This is a genomic window from Pseudomonas sp. S2_F03 (assembly GCF_054668335.1).
The window spans coordinates 373,176-398,271 of record NZ_CP162759.1; the positions used below are offsets into that span (position 1 = coordinate 373,176).

14 protein-coding genes and 10 pseudogenes are annotated in these 25,096 nt (G+C 58.4%); 10 read left to right on the forward strand and 14 right to left on the reverse strand.

Features of this window, described 5'->3' with window-relative positions:
* Window positions 1-236: 236 nt before the first annotated feature.
* The 10 genes and pseudogenes from AB4N76_RS01780 to AB4N76_RS01825 all read right to left on the reverse strand — a co-directional run bounded on the left by AB4N76_RS01780 (window position 237) and on the right by AB4N76_RS01825 (window position 9,909).
* A complete protein-coding gene (locus AB4N76_RS01780; RefSeq protein ID WP_460164029.1) occupies window positions 237-488 on the reverse strand; it encodes a DUF2790 domain-containing protein in 252 nt (83 codons plus the stop codon).
* Window positions 489-970: 482 nt separating this feature from the next.
* A pseudogene (locus tag AB4N76_RS01785) lies at window positions 971-1,380 on the reverse strand (DUF6632 domain-containing protein).
* 122 nt (window positions 1,381-1,502) lie between these two features.
* Window positions 1,503-2,651, reverse strand: coding sequence for an organoarsenical effux MFS transporter ArsJ (gene arsJ / locus AB4N76_RS01790; RefSeq protein ID WP_460164030.1), 1,149 nt, complete (start codon window positions 2,649-2,651; stop codon window positions 1,503-1,505).
* Window positions 2,652-2,745: 94 nt separating this feature from the next.
* Window positions 2,746-3,750, reverse strand: a pseudogene (locus AB4N76_RS01795) (ArsJ-associated glyceraldehyde-3-phosphate dehydrogenase).
* A 69-nt stretch (window positions 3,751-3,819) separates the two neighbouring features.
* The gene (locus AB4N76_RS01800) at window positions 3,820-4,170 is read right to left on the reverse strand and encodes an ArsR/SmtB family transcription factor (RefSeq protein WP_460164031.1); all 351 of its coding nucleotides are present in this window, start codon (window positions 4,168-4,170) and stop codon (window positions 3,820-3,822) included.
* A gap of 397 nt (window positions 4,171-4,567) precedes the next feature.
* On the reverse strand, window positions 4,568-5,596 hold the full coding sequence (locus tag AB4N76_RS01805) for a sulfatase-like hydrolase/transferase (protein ID WP_460164032.1): 1,029 nt from the start codon (window positions 5,594-5,596) through the stop codon (window positions 4,568-4,570).
* The gene (locus AB4N76_RS01810; protein ID WP_460164033.1) at window positions 5,557-6,180 is read right to left on the reverse strand and encodes a sulfatase-like hydrolase/transferase; all 624 of its coding nucleotides are present in this window, start codon (window positions 6,178-6,180) and stop codon (window positions 5,557-5,559) included. Before AB4N76_RS01810 ends, AB4N76_RS01805 begins: the two co-directional genes overlap by 40 nt.
* A 391-nt stretch (window positions 6,181-6,571) precedes the next feature.
* Window positions 6,572-8,221: pseudogene (mqo, locus tag AB4N76_RS01815) on the reverse strand (malate dehydrogenase (quinone)).
* Window positions 8,222-8,537: 316 nt separating this feature from the next.
* Window positions 8,538-9,247: pseudogene (locus AB4N76_RS01820) on the reverse strand (GNAT family N-acetyltransferase).
* A gap of 25 nt (window positions 9,248-9,272) precedes the next feature.
* Window positions 9,273-9,909, reverse strand: a pseudogene (locus AB4N76_RS01825) (TetR/AcrR family transcriptional regulator).
* Between the two features lie 164 nt (window positions 9,910-10,073).
* Here AB4N76_RS01825 and AB4N76_RS01830 point away from each other — a divergent pair.
* The 3 genes and pseudogenes from AB4N76_RS01830 to AB4N76_RS01840 all read left to right on the forward strand — a co-directional run bounded on the left by AB4N76_RS01830 (window position 10,074) and on the right by AB4N76_RS01840 (window position 14,820).
* A complete protein-coding gene (locus AB4N76_RS01830) occupies window positions 10,074-10,514 on the forward strand; it encodes a hotdog fold domain-containing protein (protein ID WP_460164034.1) in 441 nt (146 codons plus the stop codon).
* A 315-nt stretch (window positions 10,515-10,829) separates the two neighbouring features.
* Window positions 10,830-14,166, forward strand: a pseudogene (locus tag AB4N76_RS01835) (Ig-like domain-containing protein).
* A 168-nt stretch (window positions 14,167-14,334) separates the two neighbouring features.
* Window positions 14,335-14,820, forward strand: coding sequence for a DUF3592 domain-containing protein (locus AB4N76_RS01840; RefSeq protein ID WP_046030355.1), 486 nt, complete (start codon window positions 14,335-14,337; stop codon window positions 14,818-14,820).
* A 12-nt stretch (window positions 14,821-14,832) separates the two neighbouring features.
* Here the strand turns inward: AB4N76_RS01840 and AB4N76_RS01845 are convergent.
* Window positions 14,833-15,959 (reverse strand): annotated as a pseudogene (locus AB4N76_RS01845) (GGDEF domain-containing protein).
* Between the two features lie 98 nt (window positions 15,960-16,057).
* The gene (locus AB4N76_RS01850) at window positions 16,058-16,627 is read right to left on the reverse strand and encodes a YceI family protein (RefSeq protein ID WP_139348147.1); all 570 of its coding nucleotides are present in this window, start codon (window positions 16,625-16,627) and stop codon (window positions 16,058-16,060) included.
* A 205-nt stretch (window positions 16,628-16,832) separates the two neighbouring features.
* Between AB4N76_RS01850 and AB4N76_RS01855 the strand changes: the two are divergent.
* Window positions 16,833-17,575, forward strand: a pseudogene (locus tag AB4N76_RS01855) (SDR family oxidoreductase).
* 6 nt (window positions 17,576-17,581) lie between these two features.
* Here AB4N76_RS01855 and AB4N76_RS01860 read toward each other — a convergent pair.
* Together AB4N76_RS01860 and AB4N76_RS01865 are read right to left on the reverse strand one after the other, a co-directional pair.
* Window positions 17,582-18,245, reverse strand: a pseudogene (locus AB4N76_RS01860) (phosphoribosyltransferase).
* 94 nt (window positions 18,246-18,339) lie between these two features.
* Window positions 18,340-19,698 (reverse strand): MATE family efflux transporter, encoded by a 1,359-nt coding sequence (locus AB4N76_RS01865; RefSeq protein WP_460164035.1) that lies wholly within the window; start codon window positions 19,696-19,698, stop codon window positions 18,340-18,342.
* A 111-nt stretch (window positions 19,699-19,809) separates the two neighbouring features.
* Between AB4N76_RS01865 and AB4N76_RS01870 the strand changes: the two genes are divergently transcribed.
* The 6 genes and pseudogenes from AB4N76_RS01870 (at window position 19,810) to AB4N76_RS01895 (ending at window position 25,019) form a co-directional block, all read left to right on the forward strand.
* Window positions 19,810-20,271, forward strand: coding sequence for a hypothetical protein (locus tag AB4N76_RS01870; RefSeq protein WP_046030365.1), 462 nt, complete (start codon window positions 19,810-19,812; stop codon window positions 20,269-20,271).
* 217 nt (window positions 20,272-20,488) lie between these two features.
* Window positions 20,489-22,198 (forward strand): DUF3300 domain-containing protein, encoded by a 1,710-nt coding sequence (locus AB4N76_RS01875; RefSeq protein WP_460164036.1) that lies wholly within the window; start codon window positions 20,489-20,491, stop codon window positions 22,196-22,198.
* Entirely contained in the window at window positions 22,086-22,919 is an 834-nt protein-coding gene (locus AB4N76_RS01880) for a DUF2950 domain-containing protein (RefSeq protein WP_460164037.1), read from the forward strand. The genes AB4N76_RS01875 and AB4N76_RS01880 overlap by 113 nt, the downstream gene beginning before the upstream one ends.
* Window positions 22,920-23,151: 232 nt before the next feature.
* Window positions 23,152-23,860, forward strand: a pseudogene (locus tag AB4N76_RS01885) (SGNH/GDSL hydrolase family protein).
* A gap of 2 nt (window positions 23,861-23,862) precedes the next feature.
* Window positions 23,863-24,291: a nuclear transport factor 2 family protein gene (locus AB4N76_RS01890; RefSeq protein ID WP_046030371.1), complete on the forward strand. Its 429-nt coding sequence runs from the start codon at window positions 23,863-23,865 to the stop codon at window positions 24,289-24,291.
* A 155-nt stretch (window positions 24,292-24,446) separates the two neighbouring features.
* A complete protein-coding gene (locus AB4N76_RS01895; RefSeq protein WP_046030374.1) occupies window positions 24,447-25,019 on the forward strand; it encodes a chorismate mutase in 573 nt (190 codons plus the stop codon).
* The last annotated feature ends 77 nt before the right edge of the window (window positions 25,020-25,096 follow it).

The window sequence follows — 25,096 nt, forward strand, 5'->3', positions numbered from 1 at the left end:
ACACGACTTAATTAGAGCTTTGCCGTTGCTGATTGCAATTAGGATCCAATAATTATTATCAAATACTCTTGCAGTAATACGCTGCCAAGATAATAGCGATTTTGGCGAATGAACTTTCAATCATTCGATCATGTCCATTTTCAGGTAACAAAAACTTCATTCGTACTTAATACATATGAGGTTTAACTTGCGCTTCCGGGGGCAGGCGAGGCCCAGAACCCTGTCGCGTGAGCGGATCAGGTCACGCTGGTGGGGTTGGCCGGGCTTCCGCCCCATTCGAGGAAACGAAGTTTGTGAACCTCGCCTTGGCTGTCCAGGTAAACCAGGGTCACTGGTACTACGCCAGTCTTATCGGATGTATCGGTGCGCCGCAGTACTTGCTTCACATCGATTTCCATTCCGTAGTGGTAATCGACGGCTGACACATGCGCGCCGGGCTCTTGCAAGCCGTTCTGGTCAAAGACACTTGGTGCGAGACTCGAAATCACGGCACTGACTACGTGCGGCCATGTTCATTAGGCTGTACCTCTGCTGAAGTTCACTTGACGAGGACCTAATGTGACACGTGAAGAAAATGAAGTTCACTTCCCGCGACGAACGCGCCTGCCTGAAAAGCATGTAGTGGCTGCAAACCCCCAGCAACTCACCGCGCTTGACACCTCCCGACTCATCTCGTCCTAACCCCCGTATTTGTTGGTCAAAGTCCGTTTTTGAAGGAGGTCATAACATGTCATGACGGATTTTTACGCAAGGTGAATCAGTACTTTCAATTCAGTCAGCTGAGTACGAATGGATGGCGAATTCAAGCTCTCGTGACAGGCAGAAAACGCCCCAGGCTGTGAAAAAAAGCGGCACAGTCTTGAAGACTGCGTTGCTACGTAAAATCTGTCGGCATTTGGTTGATCAGCAGACCAAAAATTTGTGTAGAAACGCGACTTTCGTCCCGATCCTGACAGTCAAACTCCCGCTCTTAGGCCCCATTGTGTGTCCGGGGCCGAGCGGCCAATTGCGAGCGGGGCGTCAAGATGGCCAAGGCAACCGCCACGATGAAGAGCGCCGGCACGTCACCTGCCAAGTGCCCCATTTGCCCCGGCTGGGTGACCGCCTGGACGGCCATGATTCCTCCGTGTATAAAGGAAAAGCTAGACCACACGGTGAACCAGGATTAGGCTCAGATTGGCTAATGGATCACGTGCGGCCAGGATCAAGAACACGCCAAGTGTGCGTAGATGCCAACGATCATTATCGGGTAGTCCGAGTGACCGACGTGCAGGCCCAGCCGGACGGCCAGAACAACATAAGTGGGTAGAGAGCAAGGCACGCGAGGCCAGCCAAAACCAGAACGACGCGCAAATACCTGAGGCGATCGACTACGGTCATGGCGGACTCCTCTTGGGTCTAACTCTAAATTGACCCCAAGTGGGGTGATAACACCTTCACAGAAAAAGCAGAAAAGGGGATGGATTTATTTCCGGAAAATAAATCTGTCCTCTTTCCTTTTGTCATGTCGAAGGTATCGCTTTGGCGTGTTTGGGCAAGCCGATGGAAATCAGCGCGGCCAGCATGACAAAGGCCGTAGAAACCCACAGGCAAGCTTCCAGTCCGTAGGCTTGGTAAATCCAACCAGACAGTACGGTACCGAGCAGCCGCCCCAATGCGTTGGACATGTAATAGAAACCCACATCCAGCGATACCCCGTCCTCTTTTGCATAGGAGATGATCGAGTAGCTGTGTAAGGAGGAGTTCACCGCAAACAGCGCACCGAAGATCATCAATCCACCCAGGAGCACAACCTGGGGTGACCCGCCCGCCGAGAGGCCGAGGGCGATAGTGGCCGGGAAGCCGGCCAGCGAAGCCGCCCAAATGAAGGCCGCCCGCCCATCCGGGACATGGCCACGCGTTTTCCCGGTGATGTTCGGGGCGAGAGACTGAACGATGCCGTAGCCGATGATCCAGGCCGCCAGAAATCCACCCACCCGCCAAAAGTCCCAGCCCAGTACTTCACTCAGGTACACCGGCAAGGCGACGACAAACCACACATCGCGAGCACCAAAAGAAACAGCCGCGCCGCCGAGAGGATGTTGATCGCTCGGCTCTTGGAGAGCATTTCGCGGAACTTCGGCTTGGCCTTGGCTCTGCCCAGATCCTTTTGCAGCAAGAACAGGCTCGCGATCCAGATCAGCGCCAATACCGTTGCCATCAGCAGCACCGCCCCCTCTGAACGTCAACCATGCCAGCAAGGCACCGCCCAGGAAGAAGCCCACACCCTTGAGGGCGTTTTTTGAGCCGGTGAGGACGGCTATCCACTGATAAAGCGTGCCCTGCTGCTGGTCGGGCACCAAAAGTTTGATCGAACTCTTGGCACTCATCTTATTGAGGTCCTTGGCGATACCGGACAATGCTTGAGCGCCCATCACCCAAGGAATGGTCAGTAGAGCGACTGGTACTGTGAGCATCAGCAAGGCGGCGACCTGGAGGCCAAGACCGATATTCATCGTGCGATTCAAGCCCAGGCGAGCGCCCAGGTAGCCGCCCACCAGGTTGGTGATGACGCCGAAGATTTCGTAGAACAGGAACAGCGCGGCAATGTGCAGCTGGCGAGTAGCCCAATGTGTGGAAATGCAATACCACCAACATGCGCAGTGCGCCATCGGTGAGGGTGAAGGCCCAGTAGTTGCCGGTGACCAGCAGGTACTCGCCGAACTTCCGGGGAAAGGGCTGACGACGCCTTCATGACCACCGCTGTTAACCGGCCAAGCCGGCCAGTTTGGCCAGTTCGACAACGCGGTTGGCGTACTCCCACTCGTTGTCGTACCAGGCGTAGATCTTCACTTGGGTGCCGTTCACCACCATGGTCGAAAGCGCATCGATGATCGAGGAGCGCGGATCGGTGCGGTAGTCGATCGAAACCAGTGGACGCTCCTCATAACCGAGGATGTCTTTGAGCGGACCAGCAGCCGCAGATTTGAGCAACTCATTGACTTCATCCACCGAAGTCGCACGCTCCACCTCGAACACGCAGTCGGTAAGAGAGGCATTGGCCAGTGGTACGCGCACGGCATGGCCGTTCAGGCGGCCACGCAACTCCGGGAAAATTTCCGGCAATGGCTGTCGCCGAGCCTGTGCTGGTCGGGATCAGGCTCATGCCCGAAGCACGGGCGCGACGCAGGTCCTTGTGCGGCTGATCGAGGATGCTTTGCGTATTGGTCAGGTCGTGGATCGTGGTGATCGAACCATGGCGAATACCGAGGTTTTCGTGGATCACTTTGACCACCGGAGCCAGGCAATGGTGGTGCAGGATGCGGCGGTAACAATACGGTGCCGAGCCGGATCGAACAGGTGCTGATTGACGCCCATGACGATGTTCAGCGCGCCCTGCTCCTTCACCGGTGCGCAGACCACCACGCGCTTCACACCTTGTTCCAGATACGCCTGAAGCACGCCAACGGACTTCATTTTGCCACTGGCTTCGATGACTAAATCGCAGCCGGACCAGTCAGTGTCGGCGATGGATTGGTTGGCCGTCACCCGAATGCGTCGACCGTCAATGACCACGCAATCGCCATCGGCGCTGGCTTCGTTGTGCTAACGGCCGTGCACCGAATCGAAATTGATCAGGTGCGCATGGGTGGTAGCGTCGCCAGCAGGGTCATTGATTTGCACGAATTCAAACTCGGGCCATTGCCAAGCGGCGCGCAATGCAAGACGACCGATTCGACCGAAACCGTTGATACCTACTTTGATGCTCAGTGATGTTGTTCTCTTTCGTGTGCTGACTTCGAGGGGGCAGTAGATGGTTTGATTGAATTAACAGCTATCTCAGCAACATGCTGCCTGGCGCTCGGGACGCTCACCCATCTGATCAAGGCGTTTTTCGTCCTGGCTCAGCCAGTGGCGGTTGGCCTCAAGCGTGACCTGGATTACGTCGATGACCCACTGTGGAAGCTCAACGTTCAGTCGGTAGTAAATCCATTGCCCTTGACGGCGAGTTTCGAGCAGTCCGCAGCTACGCAACTGAGCCAGGTGGCGTGAAATCTTGGGTTGACTGTCACCGAGTGCGCAGATCAGTTCGCATACGCAGAGTTCACCTTGTGCGCAGAGCAGTAACAGGACCCTTGCGCGGGTTTCATCACCCAGGCATTTGAAGACAGTGGCAGGCAGGAGGTTCATCGGAGTGGCTCATATATATGAACATACGAATATACGGATATTTATGAATTGAGAAAGACCTGACATTGGCATGCCAGTGAAATATTCCAATGCTTAATGAACGCCTTCAGTGCCTGCTTCTAGCCTATCGTTGCCTGTTTTTGGCGCCGCGATCGATCCGCAGCGGGTGTTTTGGCAAGCAAACCCAGCTTTTCGCCTATGCCGTCACATCCCCCAATACAATCGGAATTGATTTGATTACCCGCAGCCGAGAAAGCCAGGGGCAGAGCGCCCTGGCTTTCTCGCTTCACACGCCTACTGGCCTGGTACCTTCTTGCTCATCGCCTTGACTTGATCCAGGACCTGCACGAGGTTGTAGGACTCCGGCGATTGCAGGGGCGGGAACTCGGCAAAGGACTCAAGTTCCTGTAGCCATAATTGCTGGCCAACCGGCAACAGGTTCCAATCGTAGAGATAGGCCGTGCTGGGTGCCGCCAATGCACCGCCGATAGACAGCACCGACTTCTGCTCTTCGCCTACAGCCTGTTCGAACGGATCCCTGCGAATATTTTGCACCTGCGCCCAGCCATACTGCTGTGGGCCTGCCAGTGCTGAAGCGCCGGATGGACCCTTCCATGGTGAAGTAAATCTTCCAGTTCTTGTAGCGTACGGCCGACGGTGTAGCCCCGGTGTAGTACAAGAATGTATCGCGCGCGGACTTGTTCGATTTGCCTGTCAGATAGTCCAGTTGATTGACGCCCTGCAGCTTGGTTTTGACGATGCCCGGGTACTTGCCGGCCATGATCTGCGCGTTGAGTTCGTTGCCTTTCGGGCCGCCTGCGATTTCAACCAGTGTCGGCATCCAGTCGTAGGAGGCAACGATGTCGTCATACACCGTACCGGGCTTGATTTGACCAGGCCAACGGATCAGCGCCGGTACACGCATGCCGCCTTCCCAGGTCGTCAGCTTGCCGGCCTTGAAGGGCGTCATGCCACCATCGGGGAATGTCTGGCTTTCTGCACCGTTGTCTGTGGTGAACACCACGATGGTGTTGTCCAGCTGCCCCATACTCTCGAGCTTTTTCAGCACCAGGCCGATATTGTCGTCCATCTGCTTCATGCCGACTTCCTGGATACCCCAGTCGTTACCACCTCGTTCACCCAGCATGGCCTCATACTTGGGCGAGAACACGGTGGTTACATGCATGCGCGCCGGGTTGTACCAGACAAAAAAGGGCTTGTCGGTCGTCTTTGGGTCGTTGCGGTCGAGGAAGTCGATAACCTTGGCTGAAATTTCTTCATCCACCGTTTTCGAGCGTTCCAGGGTGAGCGGCCCCTCATCCTTGCACGTCTGGTTCTTTGACGAGCCGTCCTTGGACGCACAGGCCAAAACAGGCCGCGGTGGTGTCAGGCAAACGGTGGTTTTGGGGTCGACGGCTCCTGGCACTCCCGGCACCCCTGGAATGAGCTCCGTTTGGCACGGTGGGGCAATGCCCTGTTCGGTAGGGCTTTGTTGATGTCCGGAAAGCTGACCTGCTGCATGGCATCCAGGTGATAGAGGTAGCCCCAAAACTCCTGGAAGCCGTGTGCTGTAGGCAGTGCGTCGGGGTGATCTCCCAAGTGATTCTTGCCGAACTCACCAGTGGTGTAGCCCTGGTCCAGCAGGAACTTGGCGAGTGCCGGTGTGCCTGGTCGCAGGTAAGAGGGGCTGCCAGGCAATTGCGGCGGAATCATGCCGGTGCGCAAGGGGGTCATGCCGGTGAAAAAAGCGTTGCGGCCAGCCGTGCAACTTTGCTCGGCATAGTAAGTCATGAACTTGGCGCCTTCATTGGCGATTCGGTCCAGATTGGGTGTCGTATCAAAACCCAGTCCGTTCTGATAAGCCCCGACCTGCATCCAGCCGATGTCATCTCCCATGATGAACAGAATATTGGGCTTTTTGTCGGCTGCTTGGGTGAGCGTTGGTGAAAACGCTCCCAACATCATGCCGCTGGTGGCCAACCCCACCAGCACCATCTGTTTAAGTCTCATAGCGTGTTCCTCTATCTGTTGATATAGGCGTACAGCTACTTCTGACTACCGCTGCACCTCCCTCGAAAAGCGCGAATGGATAATGATGATGACCCTCCAGCCTTGCGGTGCGGCAAACGTCAGTTCGTGGATGGATGAGTCTAGACGATGGGGCGAATACAGGGATCAGCGCACTTATTTGGCGAAGGCAAATACGACGCTCCCTGCTGCCCTACGTTGTCGCCCTGACAAATGAGACTCGCGTCGATGGCCGAGAGAAAATGACAAGGTTCGGGAAAGAAGGTTTACAAAAATGCGAACGAGTTGAATCTATCCCTCGCAGAAAATCACTCCCCACAAAAAAGCCCACTGACCGTCACCGGTTCAGTGGGCTTTCCAATTCAGCTTCTACTTACAAAGCCATATCACTCGCAGCATTAGCCTTCGGAGCTTTTGGCGCTTCACCAGGAGCAACAACCGGAGCCGCCATCTGCGGGATCACCGGCGGCGGAGTCAACTCCAACACCTTGGCAGTGTAAGCCCACTCCTGCGCAACCTTCAGGACTGCCGTTCAACTGAGTGCCATAGCTCGGCACGATCTGGTGCAGCTTCTCCTGCCAGGCCGGCGAAGCAACCTTGTCCTTGAACACTTTCTGCAGCACGGTCAGCATGATCGGCGCAGCAGTCGACGCACCCGGCGATGCGCCCAGCAGGCCGGCGATCGAGCCGTCAGCGGAGGCAACGATTTCGGTGCCCAGTTTCAGCACGCCGCCAGCGGCTTCATCGCGCTTGATGATTTGCACGCGTTGGCCGGCTTGCCACAGGCGCCAGTCTTCGGCTTTGGCGTTCGGGAAGTATTCTTTCAGGGCGTTCATGCGGTCTTCGTCAGACAGCATCAGCTGGCCGGCGAGGTACTCGACCAGCGGGTATTCCTTGATGCCGACCTTGGTCATCGGCCACACGTTGTGCGTGGTGGTGGTGGTCAGCAGGTCCATGTATGAACCTTCCTTCAGGAACTTGGTGCTGAAGGTTGCGAATGGGCCAAACAGGATGACGCGCTTGCCGTCCAGGACACGGGTGTCCAGGTGCGGAACCGACATCGGCGGTGCGCCAACGGAGGCTTTGCCGTAGGCCTTGGCCAGGTGCTGTTCGGCGATGGTCGGGTTTTCGGTCACGAGGAACGAGCCGCCGACCGGGAATCCTGCGTATTCCTGGGCTTCCTGGAATGCCGGACTTCTGCAGCAGGTGCAGTGCACCGCCGCCGGCGCCGATGAACACGAACTTGGCGTCGGTTTCGGACTTGGTGCCGTCTTTCAGGTTTTTGTAGCTGACGCGCCAGGTGCCGTCTTCGTTCTTGGTGATGTCTTGCACTTCGCTAGACAACTTCAAGTCGAACTTTGGCGTGGTTTGCAGGTGCGCGACGAACTGGCGGGTGAACTCGCCGAAGTTCACGTCGGTGCCGATCGGCGACCAGGTGGCCGCGATTTTCTGGTTCGGGTCGCGCCCTTCCATCATCAGCGGAACCCACTTCTTGATCACAGCCGGGTCTTCGGAGTACTGCATGCCGGCGAACAACGGGCCCGGCTTGCAGGGCTTCGTAGCGCTTCTTCAGGAACTTGATGTTGTCATCGCCCCACACAAAGCTCATGTGCGGTGTGGAATTGATGAACGAACGCGGGTTTTTCAACACACCTTGCTGAATCCTGCCAGGACCAGAACTGACGGGAGATCTGGAACGCTTCGTTGATTTCAACGGCTTTCGGGATCTGGACTTTGCCGTTCTCGTCTTCCGGGGTGTAGTTCAACTCGGCCAGGGCGGAGTGACCGGGTACCGGCGTTGTTCCAGCCGTTGGAGCTTTCCAGGGCGACGCCGTCGAGGCGCTCGATCATTTCCATCGAGGTGCCAGGTTCCAGCTCATTGAGCCAGACACCCAGCGTTGCGCTCATGATGCCGCCGCCTCATCAGCAGCACATCGACTTTCTTTGCCTCTTCCGCGTGGACGGAAGTCATCCCCATCGACAAAGCCAGCCCCAGCAGGGCCGTGTTCATTTTTTTAAACATCTGTAGCACCTATGATAAAACGCCATCCGCCCTTCCATCTTCATGTCAAAACCCCTGGTTCACGGCATTCAGGCAGGATGTCGTGGGTGTTCATGCATGAGGATTGAGGGGTGGGACACAAGGCCGATGTGTCTCCATCGACCTCAGTTATATGTCCCTACTGAACTGACTTTTTATCATTATTGGCTTCAGCTACTTGAGCGACATTGATCCTGTCTGCGCGTCTCAGGGACGGGCAAACTGATTAGGTCAAACCAAGTTGGCGCGCAGAATATCACGGTCGGGCGACCGTGCGCTCCGGAAAGGACTCACGGGTCTAGTCCAGACGAGGCTCGTTCGCCGCGTTCTGGCCCAAACGATTCAGCACAAACACCTTGGCGTTGCGGATCATCTGGTCCAAATGCCGGTCACGCTGCTTCTCGGCGTCGATCATTGCGCGCTTGCCGTGTTTCTGCAGCAAGTAGGCATGGATCTGTCGAACCTCCAGCGAACCGTAGATCGACGCCACATCCAGCAGCCCCATCAAGCCTTCGCTACTGTGGTCGCGAGTGTTCATCAGCACTTGGTGCTGCGCACACCCAGCACCTGAAACCCCATCGATTCGAACCATGGCACCTTGGCGACGGCGCAGGTCAACTCGGCGTGCGGGTAGCGGCGGGTCATGTCTTGCAGCATGGCGCGCGCAACACCTCGGCGACGATGGCCGGCGTCGACCGCCATGTAGGCCACGCCACACGCATCGGGGTCGTCCTCGATCGGCAGGTACAACAGAAAACCGATGACTTTCGACGGGTCTTCATCGTCGGTGGCGACGATCAGCTCGACTGCAATGCCCTTGGAGCCGTCGAGTGCTTCCAGGTACAGGTGCACCTCGAAGCCGACCGTGTATTGGTACACGTTGTACAGCGGGTTGCTCGGACCGATGCCGACCATGCTGATGTCGGTCAGGTTATCGACGACCATTTGCAGGATCTGGCTGTTGATGGGCTCCGGGCACGGGGCGTCGAAATGGGTGAGTGACGGCATTGAAATTCTGACTCCGGGAAAAGGCTTACTGGGCATCGGCCAGGCTATTGTCACAGATTGATCGCCACGCTGCTTCGGCCAGCAGTTCCCGGTAAGCCTTCGGACTGCCCTTCACCCGCCCCGACAACCACGCGCGGCAGTAACTGTCGGACTGGCCAATGATCAGCGATAGCAGCAGTTCAGCCGGAACCGCTCGCAACTCATCGCGCCGGCCGGGTTCCGCCAGCCATTCTCCGAGCTTTTGGTTACGCGGCCTTGTTGCGGGCCACAAGCTCGTCCTTGAACGGCCCTTTGGTCACGGCAAATCGCGCGTGGTACTGGAACCGCGCCCATTCCGGCTGGCTGTCGACCCAATCGACGAAGCTGTGCACCAGCGCGTGTACGCCTTCTTGGGTGGTCTTTGCTTCACTCAAATAGCGGTCGCGAAGCTGGATCTGATCGTCCAGCGCGGCGAAAAACAGCGCCGCCACCAAACCTTCCTTGTTGCCGAAATGATGGTAGATCGCGCCCACGCTGGTGTCGCACTCGGCGCGAATCATCTCGATGGTCGTGGCTTCCAGCCCTTGTTCATTGAACAGGGCCAGGGCCTTTCTGAAGATATCGCGTTTGAGTTCGGCTCTTCTGCCGGGGTAGCAGCGCTCAAGTAAATCTGAGGTTTCCATACGGGACACAGGCCAAAAAAGTCCATGACAAGGCAGACGACTGCCGATGAACAAGCCGCGCTAGGTTGACAGATTTCACGGCAACAGAATACTGTTCCGTAACAGAACATTATTCTGTTACGGAACATCATTCTGTAAAACCAACCCAGCAGTGAGGCTTCAACATGAGTCAGTTTCTCAGCATGTTCAACAGCGCAGGCCCGCAAGCGTTCAGCCAAATGGCCTGTCAGGTGGCGCCCTACTTCAGCACCATCAACCCGCTGGTCTCGGAGTTGCGTCCAGATCACGCCACGGTCCAGGTGCCCTTCAGCCGGGAGATCACCAACCACCTTGGTACGGTCCATGCTATTGCGATGTGCAACGCCGCCGAGCTGGCCGCCGGAATGATGACCGACGTGTCCATCTCTGCTGGCGCGCGCTGGATTCCAAAAGGCATGAGCGTGGAGTACCTCGCCAAGGCCAAAAGCGACGTGACCGCAGTGGCCAACGGTGAAGAGGTCGACTGGCAGACTGAAGGCGACAAGATTGTCCCGGTGGACATTCATGACGCTGAAGGCAAAAAAGTGTTCACGGCGCGGATCACCATGAATGTGAAGCTTTCCTGAACCCCGATCCTTAGCAGCTGGCGCAGCCTGCGTCCGGCTGCTACAGGTTGTCGCGTAAAGACAACCCCATTCCCCGACAATGAGGACTTACACCCGGTCCCCCCCACTTTCCCCAATTCAGCCCCACGTTTACATTTTTTTCACAACTCAATGATTCATCTTGGTTTCTCAGGTGTACCTGGTGATGGCGCAACTTATGCATTGGCCAAAATGCAAGTGCCACCACTTAGGCATGCCCCCCCGAGAACCATCATGAAAAACTCATTTCCTGTGAACAAGTCGCCCGGCTTCTTCGGGGCGCAGGGCATTACCTCAATGGTGTTGATGACGTTCAGCCTGACCGCCGTCAACGCCGCCCCACTGGATGATTACGGGCCACCGCCACCGACGGACCCCTCGGCGTACACTAACCAGCCAGCCGATCCGGCAGCGGCGCTGGAAGCATTGAAGACCATGCCTCCGGCCAATCAGGGCTCAATTGCGTTGCCCAATGGCGTGTATGGCGACAAAGCCACAACCCGGACCGATAACGTATTGCCGCCCGCCTTGCAGACTTCTTTCAACTACCCCACCAATGGCAAACCCAGCCCATTGTTCGGCGCCCAACCGTACACCCAGCAGTTGTTGCTGTTCGAAGAATTCGGCCCGGAAACACTCGACCCGACCACCCCGCCCTATACGTTGACGTTCCCCGTCCCCCTTGCCGGCCCGGCACCCGCGCAAGACCCGAACAGTATCGCGCGCAGCGGCCCATCGCTTACCGGGCTGGACAATTTCATGCGGCAGCCGGGGCTGACGCCGTACCCCACGCAGTTTTCCAATGTGCTGGATCGCAACCCGTGGAAGTCGCCGATCGAAGCTTTCCTCAACCGCCATCCGGTTGGCTCGCCCGCCGAAGGACGGCCACCGGGAAAAGGCTGGTCGCATCAACGCTGGAACGAATTTTATCCTCAGGTCCAATTCAAGACCGTGCAGGTGGGCGCACGTATCAACAAAGGTCTGCGTGACAGCAAGCAATTGCACCACTATGCCGTCGGAGAATTCGCCCCTGGCGGGCTCTATTACCAGACCTCGGACATCCCGACCACGTTAGGCACCACCAAAGGCATCGACACACGCTTCCACCCCAAAATGCCGATACAAAACCACAAATCGTTGTGGACCTTCGACGGCACTTTTCCAGTCAAGTTGCTCATGGTGCGTTACGGTCAGCCCGTGCTGATGCGTCACTACAACGCCCTGCCGATCGACCCGTCAGCCAACGCCGGTTTTGGCCTGCACACCCTTAGCTCCCACGAACACAATGGGCACTCACCGGCTGAAAGCGATGGCTATGCCAACGCGTTTTTCTTTCCGGGGCAGTTCTATGATTATCGCTGGCCGCTGCAACTGGCCGGTTACGACACCATCAACACCACCGCGCAAGACCCTCGTGCCGCGTTCCCCTGCGCACCGGGCGAGAAGTTGTACGTCAATGACACCAGCCCAGGCCTGAAAACCTGCGACAACGGCACGATCAAGATTCGCGGCGACTGGCGCGAGACCATGAGTACCCACTGGTTTCATGACCACATGCTCGATTTCACCGCGCAGAATGTCTACAAGGGCAATGCGTCGATGATGAACTACTACAGCGCCATCGATCGCGGCAACGAAGCGATCGAGGATGGCGTCAACCTGCGCCTCCCCAGCGGTTCAGGATTGCCGTGGGGCAACCGCGACTACGACGTGAACCTGATGATCGCCGACAAGGCCTGGGATGCCAATGGCCAGTTGTGGTTCAACCCGTTCAACACCGATGGTTTTCTGGGCGACCAGATCCTCGTCAACTGGCAGTATCAACCGAGCCTGAAAGTCCGCGCGCGCGCCTACCGATTCCGCATTCTCAACGGCTCGGTGTCGCGCTACCTCAAGATGGCTCTGGTGCGCGAAATTGCCGGCAATGGCGGTGAGTTTCCCGGGCCCGCCGGTTCCGGGGTTTCTTACGCCCGGGTGCCGTTCCACATGATCGGCAACGACGGCAACATCATGGAGCACGCCGTACCGTTCGACGGCAGCATGGACCTGGACGGTGACGGTAATACGCAGGACAACAACGCAATTTTGCCAACCCAAGGCATTGCCGAACGCTTCGACATCATCGTCAACTTCGGCGAAAAACGGGATCTCGGTGGGTGACAAGCTGTACTTCGTCAACGTGATGCCACACCAGACCGGCAAGGGCCCGATAAAGGAAGAACTGGCACTGGCAGACGTGTTGTCCGGGACGTACAAGGCGGTGATCAAGCAAACCAGCACCGGCCCGAAATGGGACGAGGGTGACCCCGCTGTTGGCAAGTTCATGCAAATGGTTGTCCAGCCTTACAGCGGGCAGGACCAGAGCATGGACCCGGTCGCCTATGAACCGGCAAAACCGGGCAAAGCTGCCGGCAAGAAAATGATCCCGCTGACCATCGACCGCGACAACCCCAACGACCAGCAAAAACTCACAGTGGCGCGGCATCGCGAGTTCATTTTCGGCCGCTCCGATGGCACCGACGAAGCCCCCTGGACCATCAAGACCGACGGCGGTTTCGGTTACACCATGGACCCTCGCCGGCTCAGTGCTGCGCCGCAATTGGCCAACGGACCGAAAGATGCGGGGTTCTCCGGAGACGGCACCCTCGAAGTGTGGAAAATCGTAAATGGCGGCAACGGCTGGAACCACCCTGTCCACGTGCACTTCGAAGAAGGCGTGATCCTCAGCCGTGACGGCAAGGCACCGCCGGAATGGGAAAAATGGGCACGCAAGGACGTCTATCGCATTGGCGAAGGCGTGGAAAGTTCGGAGAACGTCGAAATGGCGATCCACTTCCGTGAATTCGCCGGGACCTACATGGAGCACTGTCACAACACTCAACATGAAGATAATTCGATGTTGCTGCGTTGGGATGTCGAGCACCCGGGTCAGTTCCAGTTGATGCCAACGCCCCTGCCTGGCTGGGACGGCGTCACCTACGTGAACTCCGTGGGCCTGCCTACCTTCCGCACTGGCGGTGACGGTAACAACAACCAAGGCGACAACAAAAAACCGATCGCCAACCCTGACAGTGCCATCAGCAACAATGGCCTGCCGCTGACCATCAACGTATTGGCCAATGACACCGACCCCGACGGCAATCTGCCGCTCAAAGTCGTGGGGCTGAATCAGCCGGACTCCGGCAAGGGCACGGTCAGCACCGACGGGGTGCGTGTGGTCTACACACCACCGGCCATCGTCCCGGCGCCGTTCACCGCGACCTTCATCTATCAGGCCAGCGACGCCAAGGACGCGAAGTCGGATCCGGCGACAGTCTCGGTGGCGGTTTCCGCCGCAGCGGTCAACGAGGATCTGCTGGTCACCAGCGCTACCGTCACCGTTCGCATCGGCAATCGCTACGCCTGGGATATTTCCGGGACCACCTCGCGCTTCGCCGGCAATAACATAACGGTGACCGCGGCCACCACCGCCGGGCCACTTAACCTGGGCACCGCCACGCTCACGAAAGTCGGCACGGGCGGACGGTGGCGGTTGACTGTGACGACCACCGGTGCCGGGCCGGCAGCAACCCCGACCATCACCGTCAAGTCAGCACTTGGCAAGACGATAACGGCGCCGATATCCGTGCGCTAAAGCGGTAGTCGCTTGGCACCCGGTCCGTTCATTGCGGACCGGGCGCCAGTCGATTACGGGTTCGGCCAGGGACGGACACCGATAACCGAAAAATAATCTTCTCGCGTCTAAAGTTGCTTCGCGGTCCGCCGACTTCTGCTGGTGAGCCAATCGACGAAGGACCGTGAGATGTTTTACCCCCGCGAAGCTGAAAAAGATCACCTGTACAACCGGGTGATCCTGCTGACCGTTGCCTGTTTAGTGGTGCTGCTCCTCGCCGGCATGGCCCGGCAAGAGGGCATGCTCTATGCCGCCATCCAGTTGGGCCCCATCGAGACCACCGGCACGGTGACGCAACTCGACGACATCCGCATGAACCGCGACGGCAAAGTGATCCACTACCGCTACACCGATCAAGACGACCAGGTGCACGACGATCAGTATGTCGACGAGCGCTACGCACAGAAAACCGCTTTTGAAACCGGCGGCAGCATCCCCCTGATCTATTCCCGCTGGCTACCGGGGCAAAGCAGCATTGCCCGTGAACTGAACGGCAACCGTCCGGGGTTTTACATCATGATGGGCGGGGTGTTACTGACGCTGTTGTTTTTGGGGATATCGTTCAGGACGCTGGGGCGCATTGCCCGGATGAAAGAGGAAGACCGGTTTTACTAGTCATCCCCGTCTCTACTCCGAAACCACCACCTGATTACGTCCACGCGCCTTGGCCCGATACAGCGCTTTGTCCGCGTTGTTCATCAAGCTTTGCAGATCGTTGTCGTGCATTTCCATTGCCGCGACACCGACGCTGGCCGATATGCGGTGAACGGGCCCGGACATTACCCCGCTGATCGACCGAATGAGCTGTTCGGCGATTTCAAGGGCAACCTCAATGGACGTGTCCGGCAGCAGGATCGCGAACTCCTCGCCACCCATCCTGCCGCAGACATCTGTATCGCGAAAACAGGTGCTGATCACGACGCCCATCTGTCGCAGCACTTGATCGCCAACCTGATGGCCATAGGTGTCATTGATGTGCTTGAAGTGATCCATATCCAGCATCACGGCGCACAGCGGCAACCGTTTTTTCTGGCAGTCATTTAACAATAGCTGCGCCCGCTCAAAAAATGCCCGGCGATTTTTCAGCCCGGTCAATTCATCGGTTTGTGCGGCATGCGTGGAAATGTGGTGCGCCTGCTCCATTTCACGGGTTAGACGAAACGCTGTTTCCAGGGCTTCGGACAGCTTGCGGGTCGCGCTGGCGACAAATGAGGCGAACACCAGGACGGCGAACGCCATCCCGACTTGCAGTGCCGACGGTTGAAACAATAGCCACGTGGTACACGGCAGCAGCACCAGGCCAATCGACGCCAGCGTCATGTAACGGTAGGACGAGTAACACGACACTGCGCTGACCGACATGCCGACGGCAAAAAGCATGACCAACGCCTGGGCCAGCAGGTCGTTTGCCGGCATGATCGCCAAAGCGCCTGCACCCCAGATACCGGCCGACAACATCAACGTCACCCAGTAAGTCCGCTCCCAGCGTTGCGGCGTGCGCTCATTGTCCGGGCTGCGAAAATAGGTGGCAAACATCAGGATGCGCAGCAGCGACGAGATACTCAGCAGGCCAATCCACCCGAACATGATGCGGTGATCAACACGCCCCCAGCACAGTCCGCACAGCATGATCGCGGCCAGGAAACTGCCGAACACCGCAGACACGGATTGGTGGAATAGCTGTCGCAACGATCGCTGCGCACTTGCGCCGCGATAAAAAGCTCCTGGTCGTGCCTGAATCCTGGGCCACCCATTTGATCCGCCTGATCATGATGCTGCGACAAAAACCGATTGTGGCACCCTGCCACCCCGGCAAACAATCGAATCACACGCTCAAAGTGCAGCTGGCACGTTATTGCTGCGGCGCAACCATCTTGAACCGGATATTGATGTCGTCGGAAACGACGTTATCGGCATATTCACCCTCGCCGATCTTGAAGGCGCTGCGCTTGAGCGTTAACTCGCCGACGAAAATCCCGATGGCGTTGTGTGTCGTCAGCAAGACAGGGACTTTCACCTTACGAGTAATGCCTCTGAGTGTCAGGTTGCCGATGATTGTGTATTTGTTGTCGCCGAGCGCTTTCACACCGACTGATTCAAAGGTCGCCACGGGATACGCCGCGGTATTGAACCAGGCAGGTTTTTGCAGTTCAGCGTTGGCGTCATCGCTGCCGGCATTGATGCTGTCGAGCTGGATAGTGAGCGCCGCCTTGGCCGCTGCGGGTTTGGCAGTGTCGAAATCCAGCGACGCCTTGAACTTGCCAAACGTGCCGTACACCTTGGAGGCGAACTGGTTGTACGTGAAGGAGATGGTGCTGGCGGTCTGATTGACTTGGGTGTACTGGACCGCTTGGGCACAGGGCAAAAACCCAAAGATGAGCATGGCAGCCAGTACTGCAAGCCGCGGCAATCGAAACATTATGGGATTCTCCGGTCGTGGCCCCTGACTTGAGCCTGGCACCCGCACACATGGACCAGCGATAGAAGGACTAAAGCAAAGAACCACCGTTTATTCCACCTGTTGCGCAGTCTTCCGACCACCTGTCAGTTAATCCGATTCAGCGCCCGATACGCCCCTCCCAGCGGGTCTTTAATGAGGGTGGCACTCACCGTTTCGGGAAACAGACATGAAAATCGTCGTCATCGGAGGAACCGGCCTGATCGGCAGCAAGGTCTGCAAAAACCTGCAGGAACTGGGCCATGAAGCCTACGCAGCGTCACCGAGTACCGGGGTGAATGTCATCAGCGGCGAAGGGCTGACGCAGGCCCTGAAAGGCGCCGACGTGGTGGTCGACGTAGCGAACTCGCCCTCTTCGAAGACCACGCCGCGTTGCATTTTTTTCAAACCGCCGGGCACAACCTGTTCGCGGCGGAGAAGCTCGACGGCGTCAAACATCATGTCGCCCTGTCCGTCGTCGGCACCGAGCGAATGCTCGACAGTGGTTACTTCCGCGCAAAAATGGCGCAGGAAACGCTGATCAAAAAGTCGGGAATTCCCTACACCATCCTGCGGGCCACTCAATTTTTCGAGTTCATCAGCGCCATCGCGTTCTCGGGTCGCGAGGACGGCGACACCATCCACTTGGCCTCGGCGGCGTTGCAACCGGTGGCCTCGATCGACGTCGCGGCGGTACTGACAGACATTGCCTTGCAAGCACCCGGTAATCAGACCGTGGAAGTGGCCGGGCCTGAGCGGCGGCCACTGGTTGAGTTTGTTGGCGAGTATTTGCAACACATCAAGGACCCGCGCCGAACCGTCGCGGATGTCACGGCGCCTTACTTCGGTGCGCCAATCGATGACCAGTCGCTGACGCCAGGCGAGCATCCGATTCTCGGCACGACCTGGTTTAAAATCTGGCTCAACACCTGAGCATCGTCATGCTTTTTGCCAGGCCCGTTGGCAACAGCCGGATGACTTCGGCATCCGGGGTCTGGGAAAAATCCATGTACCAATGACCGATCGACATGAGCCACTCCGGGATCAGCGGGCAGATCAGCTCATCCACTTCACTGCGCAACGCCTCGACCGTCTCGGGTGGTCCCACCGGCACGGCGACCACGATACGAGCGGGCGAATGCACCCGCACGGCGTGGATCGCTGCCATCATCGAGGCGCCCGTCGCCAGGCCATCGTCGATCAGAATCACCACCTGATCCTTGAGCTGCACGGGCGGGCGCGCGCCCCGGTAAGCCTGCTCGCGCCGCAGCAGCTCCCGGGTTTCTCGTGCGACCACGGCATCGAACGTGTCCTTATCAATCGGGTGCACCCGCAATGCCTGTTCATTGAGAATCTGGATGCCGCCACTCGCGATCGCGCCCATGGCGAACTCTTCGTGGGACGGTACGCCGAGCTTGCGCACCAGCATCAGGTCGAGGCGAACGTCCAGCGCCGTGGCCACTTCATAGGCCACCGGCACGCCGCCCCGGGGCAATGCGAGGACGATGACGTCCGGGCGATGAGCGTAAGCGAGCAATGGCGCCACCAGACGCCGACCGGCCGCAACCCGGTCCTGCAAAACAGAGTGCGATGAGGGACTCATCTGAAAACCTCCTCAGGCGATCACGCCCGCCGGTTTCATCACGCAGTCCCCGAGAATTGTCGGCCTGACCATGGCCGACAGCAAGCGGTGCCGCTTACACCAACCGTTCGATCTTCTGATGCCGCCACACAAACCGGTAGTACGCCGTCTGCAACGCCAGCATCCCCAGGTACGCCACTGGAAACGCCATCCACACACCCTGCAAACCAAAGTGCCCGTCCAGCACATACGCTACCGGCAACTGCACCAGCACTACGCAAAAAATCGACACGGCCATCGGCACCAACACCGTACCGCTGGCGCGCATGATGCCGCCGACAATCGCCTGGAAACCAAACACCAACAGGCTCCAGAGCATGATGTGCAACAAGTGCTCGGCCATCGCCCGGGTGGAATCATCGGTCAGGAACAAGCCCAACAACCAGTGCGACAACACGTAACCCAACACCACCAAACCACCGGTCAGGCACACATTGATCAGCAGCCCCGTGCGCAAAATCGGCCCCATGCGATCGACACGCCCTGCCCCGATCGCCTGGGCGCCGAGGATCGACGCGGTGATCGCAATCGACAGCGCCGGGAACTGCACGTAATTGACGATCTGCGTCACCGCCCCGTACGCCGCCGTCGCCTGCGAGCCGTGCTGGTTCACCAGCGCCAGAATCACCAGCTCCGACACCGACAACACCACCATCTGCAAACCGGTCGGCAGGCCAATGCGCAGCACCTTGCCAAGAATCACCAGGTCCAGCTTCATCGCCGCAAACATCTCGCGATCCGGTGCCAAAGGATGCCCTTTGCGTATCAACCGCCACGCCAGCCACCCCATCGCCGACAAGTTACCCGTCAACCCGGCATACGCCGCACTCTGAATCCCCATCGGCGGCAACCCGAACCAACCGCGAATCAACGCCGGCGTCAGCGCCAACCCGATACACGTCGACACCACCAACGCAATCAGCGGCGACACCGTATCGCTGACCCCGCGCAGCAGTTGGGTGAACAGCACGTAAACCAACAGCGACGGCATGATCCACATCATCACGTGGGCATAGGCCACCGCGTCATCCAGTACATCCGCTGGCGTGCCCAACCCCTGCAAGGCGGGCCTGGCAAACACACTGCCCAACACCGCCGCCGACAGCCCGATCATGGCGCCCAGCAGCAAAGTAGTCGCAGCGATGGTTTTCACCAGATGCGGCTCACGGGCGCCCCACGCCTGACCGATGAGCACACTGGCACCCGCACCGAGGCCAATAACCAGCGCGATGAAGAAGAAAATGATGGGAAACATGCCAGAGACAGCAGCCAGGGCCTGGGTACCGAGCATCTGGCCGATGTAGATGCTGTTGACGGTGCCCGACATGGATTGCAGGAAATTCGACAGGACCATCGGGCCAAGGAAAAGCAGGTAGGTTTTCCAGAGCGGGGTGGATTGGGTGGGGGTTTGCATTGAGTATCCGTCTCGGATGGGCGCGCGCGGGTTTGGGGGATTCTACGCCAGGGCGATTAATCAGCTATACCGCTATTCACCCCCGCAGTTTTTCAACACAGGAGCTTGGCCATGAAGCTCGCACATGCACTTACCGCCCTATTGATCGCTGCCACCCTATTCGGCTGCACCACATCATCAAAACCGGTGGTGTCCGTTTCATTGGTTGCCACGCGGCAAAACACCGGTCAGATCGGCAATGTGACGTTGGCCGACTGGGACAATAAAACCGGACTCAGTTTCTTTATCAGCGGTGTTCCCAGCGGTGGCACCCTACCCTTGCGTCTCTATACGTTCATTTATAAAGGCAGTTGCCAACACCCCGGGTCAGTGGCCTACGCCATGAACGATCAGGTCAACACCGAACGCCAGCCCATACGCGGCTGGACGCTTTCCAGAAGCGCACCTGTCGCCCTGTCGGTGCTGCTGGCGGGTGAGTATTCCATCGTCGTGCGAACGGCCGCGACCGATGGCAACGTTGATATCTTTTGTGGGGATATCAAACACGCTGGCGCGGCAAATCCTCCACAGTGACCGGTGATTGTTAGTCGTTTTAGCGATGAAAAAAATCTCCCGAGTGCTCGCGAGTTTCGATAGGCGTTTGAGTGACCTTAAATAAATGGCAGAAATTTTTTGTTTGCTACGCTTAGGGAGCGGCATCGAAGCCGAGGGTCTGTAGCCTGCAACGCAGGCGCTCACACTCAGGCATTGATCCACTCATTTCAAACCTGCCTGACCACATGGAGTTGCAATGCGCATTCCATTATTTCACGCGCTGTCAGCTGTCATTTTTTTGAGCGGATCGTTCTGCATAGCGCAGCCAGTGGATGCGGCCGTACCCGCGCCCGCTGCTGCTCCCGCAGCCGCCCCGGCAAACCCGCCCAGTGCGGCGCCCGCCGCGCCGCTGGCGAAAGATCCGGTGTTTACCCAGGAACAGCTGGATCAAATGCTGGCGCCCATTGCGCTTTATCCGGACCCGCTGCTGGCACAGGTGCTGATGGCCTCCACGTACCCCGGCGAAGTGGCCGAGGCGGTGACCTGGTCTAAAGCCAACCCGAAAGCCACGGGCGATGACGCGGTAAGACAAGTGGCAAACCAGCCGTGGGATCCGAGTGTGCAGGCGCTGGTCGCCTTCCCGCAGGTTCTGGTCACGCTGGGGCAGGACCCCGTCTGGGTACAACGTCTGGGTGATGCGTTCCTGGCGCAGCCCGACGATGTCATGGGGGCCGTGCAACGTTTACGGCATCAGGCGCAAACCGCAGGCAACCTGCAGAGCAACCAGTATCAGAACGTGACGATTCAGAACATTCCGCCATCGGCACCCGCCGTTGAATCAGCACCCGCCGCTGCGGCCCCCGCCTCGACCATCATCATCCAACCCGCAGACCCGCAGGTTGTGTACGTCCCCACCTATAACCCGACAACCACCTACGGCACCTGGCCGTATCCAGCCTCGCCGCCTGCGTACTATCCGCCGCCGCCAGCCTACTATCCCGGTCAGGCATTGATGGCCGGGCTGGCGTTTGGTACCGGTGTGGCGATCGTCGGTGCGTTGTGGGGTGAATGTGACTGGGGCAATAACGATGTCGACATCGATGTCGAACGCTACAACAACATCAATGGCAACAACCGGATCAACGTTAATCAGAACAAGTGGCAGCATAACTCCGCTCACCGCAATGGCGTGCCTTATCGAGACAACAGGAGCCGCGAACAGTATGGCCGCCAACTGAACGGCGCCAATCAGCGTTCGGCCTATCGAGGGGACAGTGCCCAGCGCGCCCAGGCGCGTGAAAACGCTCGCGGTTCAATGGACAGGGCCGGCATTGAACGCCCCGCCACCAGCAACCGTGAAGCACGTAATCAAATGCGCAAGGCCGAACCCGGTGTCTCGGCCGGCAATCGGATGCAAGCCAATGCGGACAGACCGAAAGCGGCTGACAGAGGTCAGGGTACGGCCAGAAACACCCGTGAAAATCAGCAACCGAGGAAACAAACCTCTGACGTGAAACAACGCGGACAAGGTAACGCGAAGGCGCGCCAAACCACGCAAAACCGCCCGGCCGCGACGACCACCAACAAGGGCGCTGCCCGCAACAATGCATTTGCCGGCACGCGCTCACCGTCCCAAATCAACGCACAAGCCAATCGTGGCCGGGCCAGCCAGGCTTCCGCCCAGCGCCCCAGTGCCTCGCGTTCCGCTGGCCACCAAGTCAGTCGGCCGTCCAGTCCACCATCTCGTCAAAGAAGTGGGGGGGCCGCCGGTGAATTACCATTCTGGAGTGAAGGCACTCATGGGATTATTCCTTCAGGCCTTGGCGCTGACCGCCGGCCTCTCGTGGTCGTTCATGGCGATGGCACAGCAAGAATTTCCAACGCCGGAAAAAGCCGCTCAAGCGTTCGTCGATGCACTGGGTACGAAACAAGCCGATCACAAACGGCTGGCAGAGTTGCTGGGTGAGCAATGGCGCAGTTTCATCCCTAGCCAAGGCGCGGAGCGCGAGGATGTCGATGCGTTCCTGAAGCTGTACCACGAGCAAAACACCATTGAAAAAAGCGGCGAGGACAAGGCGGTTCTGTCCGTCGGAACTAACCACTGGACTCTGCCTATACCCATTGTAAAAGGCGCAAGCGGTTGGCACTTCGACACCAAGGCCGGTGGTGCCGAAATTCGTGCACGTCGAATTGGCCGCAACGAACTCGCCGCGTTGCAGTCAGTGCGGGCCTATCACGACGCCCAGATGGACTATGCATCCGTGGACCGTGACGGCGACGGCGCACTTGAGTATGCAGAGAATATTTACAGCGCCCCCGGCAAGCACGACGGACTTTATTGGCGGGACGACAATAGCGGCCAGATCAGCCCGTTGGGTCTCCAGTTCGGCAAAACCATTGCGGGTGAACCGTGGCACGGTTATCACTTCCGCATCCTTCATAGCCAGGGCCCTTCAGCACCGGGTGGCGCCTACAGCTACCTCATCGGTGACAAGATGACCCGAGGCTTTGCACTGATCGCCTGGCCGGCGAAATACAACGATACCGGCGTCATGAGTTTCATGATCAGCCATGACGGGCAGGTATTCGAGAAAGACATGGGGCCCGACAGTGAACAGCTGGCGAAGGCGATGAAGAACTTTGATCCGGATGCCAGTTGGGAAGAGGTTCCGGACAATGAAGAGTAGCCAGCATTACTGAGGCCCAATGCGAACCATCAGGAGACGGACGATGAGCAAACAACCTCAACCCCGTAGCCGCGCCAACCCGCAGCCCCGGTCCCGTCCGGTAGTGCCTGGCCTTCCTGGTAAAACCGGCAACAAGTCCGGGGGCGTGCGCGGCAACTATCCCCCCAAAAATCGCAATGACCTCATTTTGAAGGCTGCGCTGACCAAAATCCTGCTCGGTCCCTTGCTGCTGATGCAGGGCATCTACACGCGCCGGGTAACGCCCAAGCTGCCGGAAGCCGAGGGCGAACGCCAAGGGATCACCGGCAGCGGCGATGCCTTGGCGGTTGTTGATTGTCGGCGACAGCGCCGCCGCCGGGGTCGGTGCATCGACTCAGGAGGAAGCGCTCAGCGGCCAACTCGTCAGGCTATTGGCCAAAGATTACCGGGTCTGCTGGAAACTCTGGGCCAGGTCCGGTCTCGACACGCAAGCGCTGCTGGAGCTGCTTGAAGCACATTCGCCGGAACACTTCGATGTGGTGCTGTTGTCTATTGGCGTCAACGATGTCACCAGCACGTTGGCGACAGATCAGTGGATCGCCCGGCAACAACGGTTGATGAGCCTGTTGCGTAGCCAGTACGCGGCGAAGCTGATCGTGGTGTCCCCTCTTCCACCCATGCACCTGTTTCCCGCACTTCCACAACCGCTGCGCTGGTACCTGGGGCTGCGGGCCAGTGGATTCAACGCACACCTTGCCGACCTGGCCGGGCGAACGGAGGGATGCACACTGCTGACCACCCGGTTGGCCCCCGTGGCCGGTTCGATGGCGCGGGATGGTTTCCATCCGGGACCTGCGATATACAGTCAGTGGGCGCAGGATGCGGCGGTGGTCATTGACCAACAACGGCGCCAGTCCGCGCCCCTCCATGTCGCAGAACACACAATAAAAATACAGGAGTAAAAATGTCCGAACTGAACCTGCACCCCAACGCCGCTGATTCCTTGAAGCAATGGCACGACATGATCCGCACGAGGGACTTGAGTACCCTGCCCGGTTTGCTGGACGCAAATGCTGTGTTCCGCTCGCCGATGGCGCACACGCCTTATCCGGGCGCGGCCGTGGTCTCGATGATTCTCAACACGGTCGTCAAGGTCTTTGAGGACTTTGCCTACCACCGCGAACTGTCGACGGCGGACGGGTTGAACGTCGTTCTGGAGTTCAGCGCCAAGGTTGGCGAAAAACAGATCAAGGGCATCGACATGATCCGGTTCAACGAACAGGGGAAAATCGTTGAGTTTGAGGTGATGGTCCGGCCCCTGAGCGGTTTGCAGGCCTTGGGCGAGCAAATGGGACAGCGCCTGGGTGCTTATCTGGCGGCCAGTAAAGGCTGATCGTTGGCGAGGCGTTGGGGTAATCGACAGCAAGCCCGGCCTGACACGCCGGGCTTTTTCGTGCTCGAAAAAAATTCAGACCCCACTTAAAGCGGCTGCCGAACCTGTGTTACATAGGTCCTGATTGTGAATCCTGCGCCCAATGAGGTTTGCCCATGCTCCACGCCCTACGCTTGCCGCAACTGCTGACCGCTGCCCTGCTCGGCTCACTCGCTTGCGGCGCCCAGGCCGGTACGCCATCGCCGGCACCTGCCAGCTTGTTACCGCTGCTGGAGACGATCAATGAGCGCTTGAACATTGCGGACCTCGTGGCACTGACCAAATGGGACAGTCGCAAACCGATCCAGGATACGGCCCGGGAAGCTCAGGTCATCGACAGTGCCAGGAAGACGGCCGAAAGCCAGAAACTGAACCCGCAGGACGTCGCCGACCTGATCGCCGCGCAGATCGAAGCCAACAAACTGGTGCAGTACGGCCTGCTCGCTCATTGGCGCGCGGCGGACAGGGCGCCGGACACGCCTCGGCCGGACCTCGTCAATCAAATCAGGCCTCGGCTCGATGAGCTGCAAAACCGCCTGCTGCAGCAATACGCCGACTTTGTGCCCTATCGCAATGACCCCGACTGCCCGGACTGGCTGGGGATCGAGCGAGCGGGCCTGATCAAGGATCAACTGCATGGACAGGCTCTGATCCGCGCCACCGGCGAGTTGTGTGTCGTGGCTCAATGACCGGGCAACCGACGATTTGAGGCAACCATTGCTTGCGTCAATAGTCACCATTAACTCAATGAAGTTCTCTTAAAAAT

Excerpts from the sequence above, each read along its gene's own strand:
- arsJ (WP_460164030.1), bottom strand. The coding sequence starts at position 2,651 with ATGGCGCACTGCGCATGTTGGTGGTATTGCATTTCCACACATTGGGCT.
- AB4N76_RS01800 (WP_460164031.1), bottom strand. The coding sequence starts at position 4,170 with ATGAACCTCCTGCCTGCCACTGTCTTCAAATGCCTGGGTGATGAAACC.
- AB4N76_RS01810 (WP_460164033.1), bottom strand. The coding sequence starts at position 6,180 with ATGAGACTTAAACAGATGGTGCTGGTGGGGTTGGCCACCAGCGGCATG.
- AB4N76_RS01830 (WP_460164034.1), top strand. The coding sequence starts at position 10,074 with ATGAGTCAGTTTCTCAGCATGTTCAACAGCGCAGGCCCGCAAGCGTTC.
- AB4N76_RS01840 (WP_046030355.1), top strand. The coding sequence starts at position 14,335 with ATGTTTTACCCCCGCGAAGCTGAAAAAGATCACCTGTACAACCGGGTG.
- AB4N76_RS01865 (WP_460164035.1), bottom strand. The coding sequence starts at position 19,698 with ATGCAAACCCCCACCCAATCCACCCCGCTCTGGAAAACCTACCTGCTT.
- AB4N76_RS01870 (WP_046030365.1), top strand. The coding sequence starts at position 19,810 with ATGAAGCTCGCACATGCACTTACCGCCCTATTGATCGCTGCCACCCTA.
- AB4N76_RS01875 (WP_460164036.1), top strand. The coding sequence starts at position 20,489 with ATGCGCATTCCATTATTTCACGCGCTGTCAGCTGTCATTTTTTTGAGC.
- AB4N76_RS01880 (WP_460164037.1), top strand. The coding sequence starts at position 22,086 with ATGGCGATGGCACAGCAAGAATTTCCAACGCCGGAAAAAGCCGCTCAA.
- AB4N76_RS01890 (WP_046030371.1), top strand. The coding sequence starts at position 23,863 with ATGTCCGAACTGAACCTGCACCCCAACGCCGCTGATTCCTTGAAGCAA.
- AB4N76_RS01895 (WP_046030374.1), top strand. The coding sequence starts at position 24,447 with ATGCTCCACGCCCTACGCTTGCCGCAACTGCTGACCGCTGCCCTGCTC.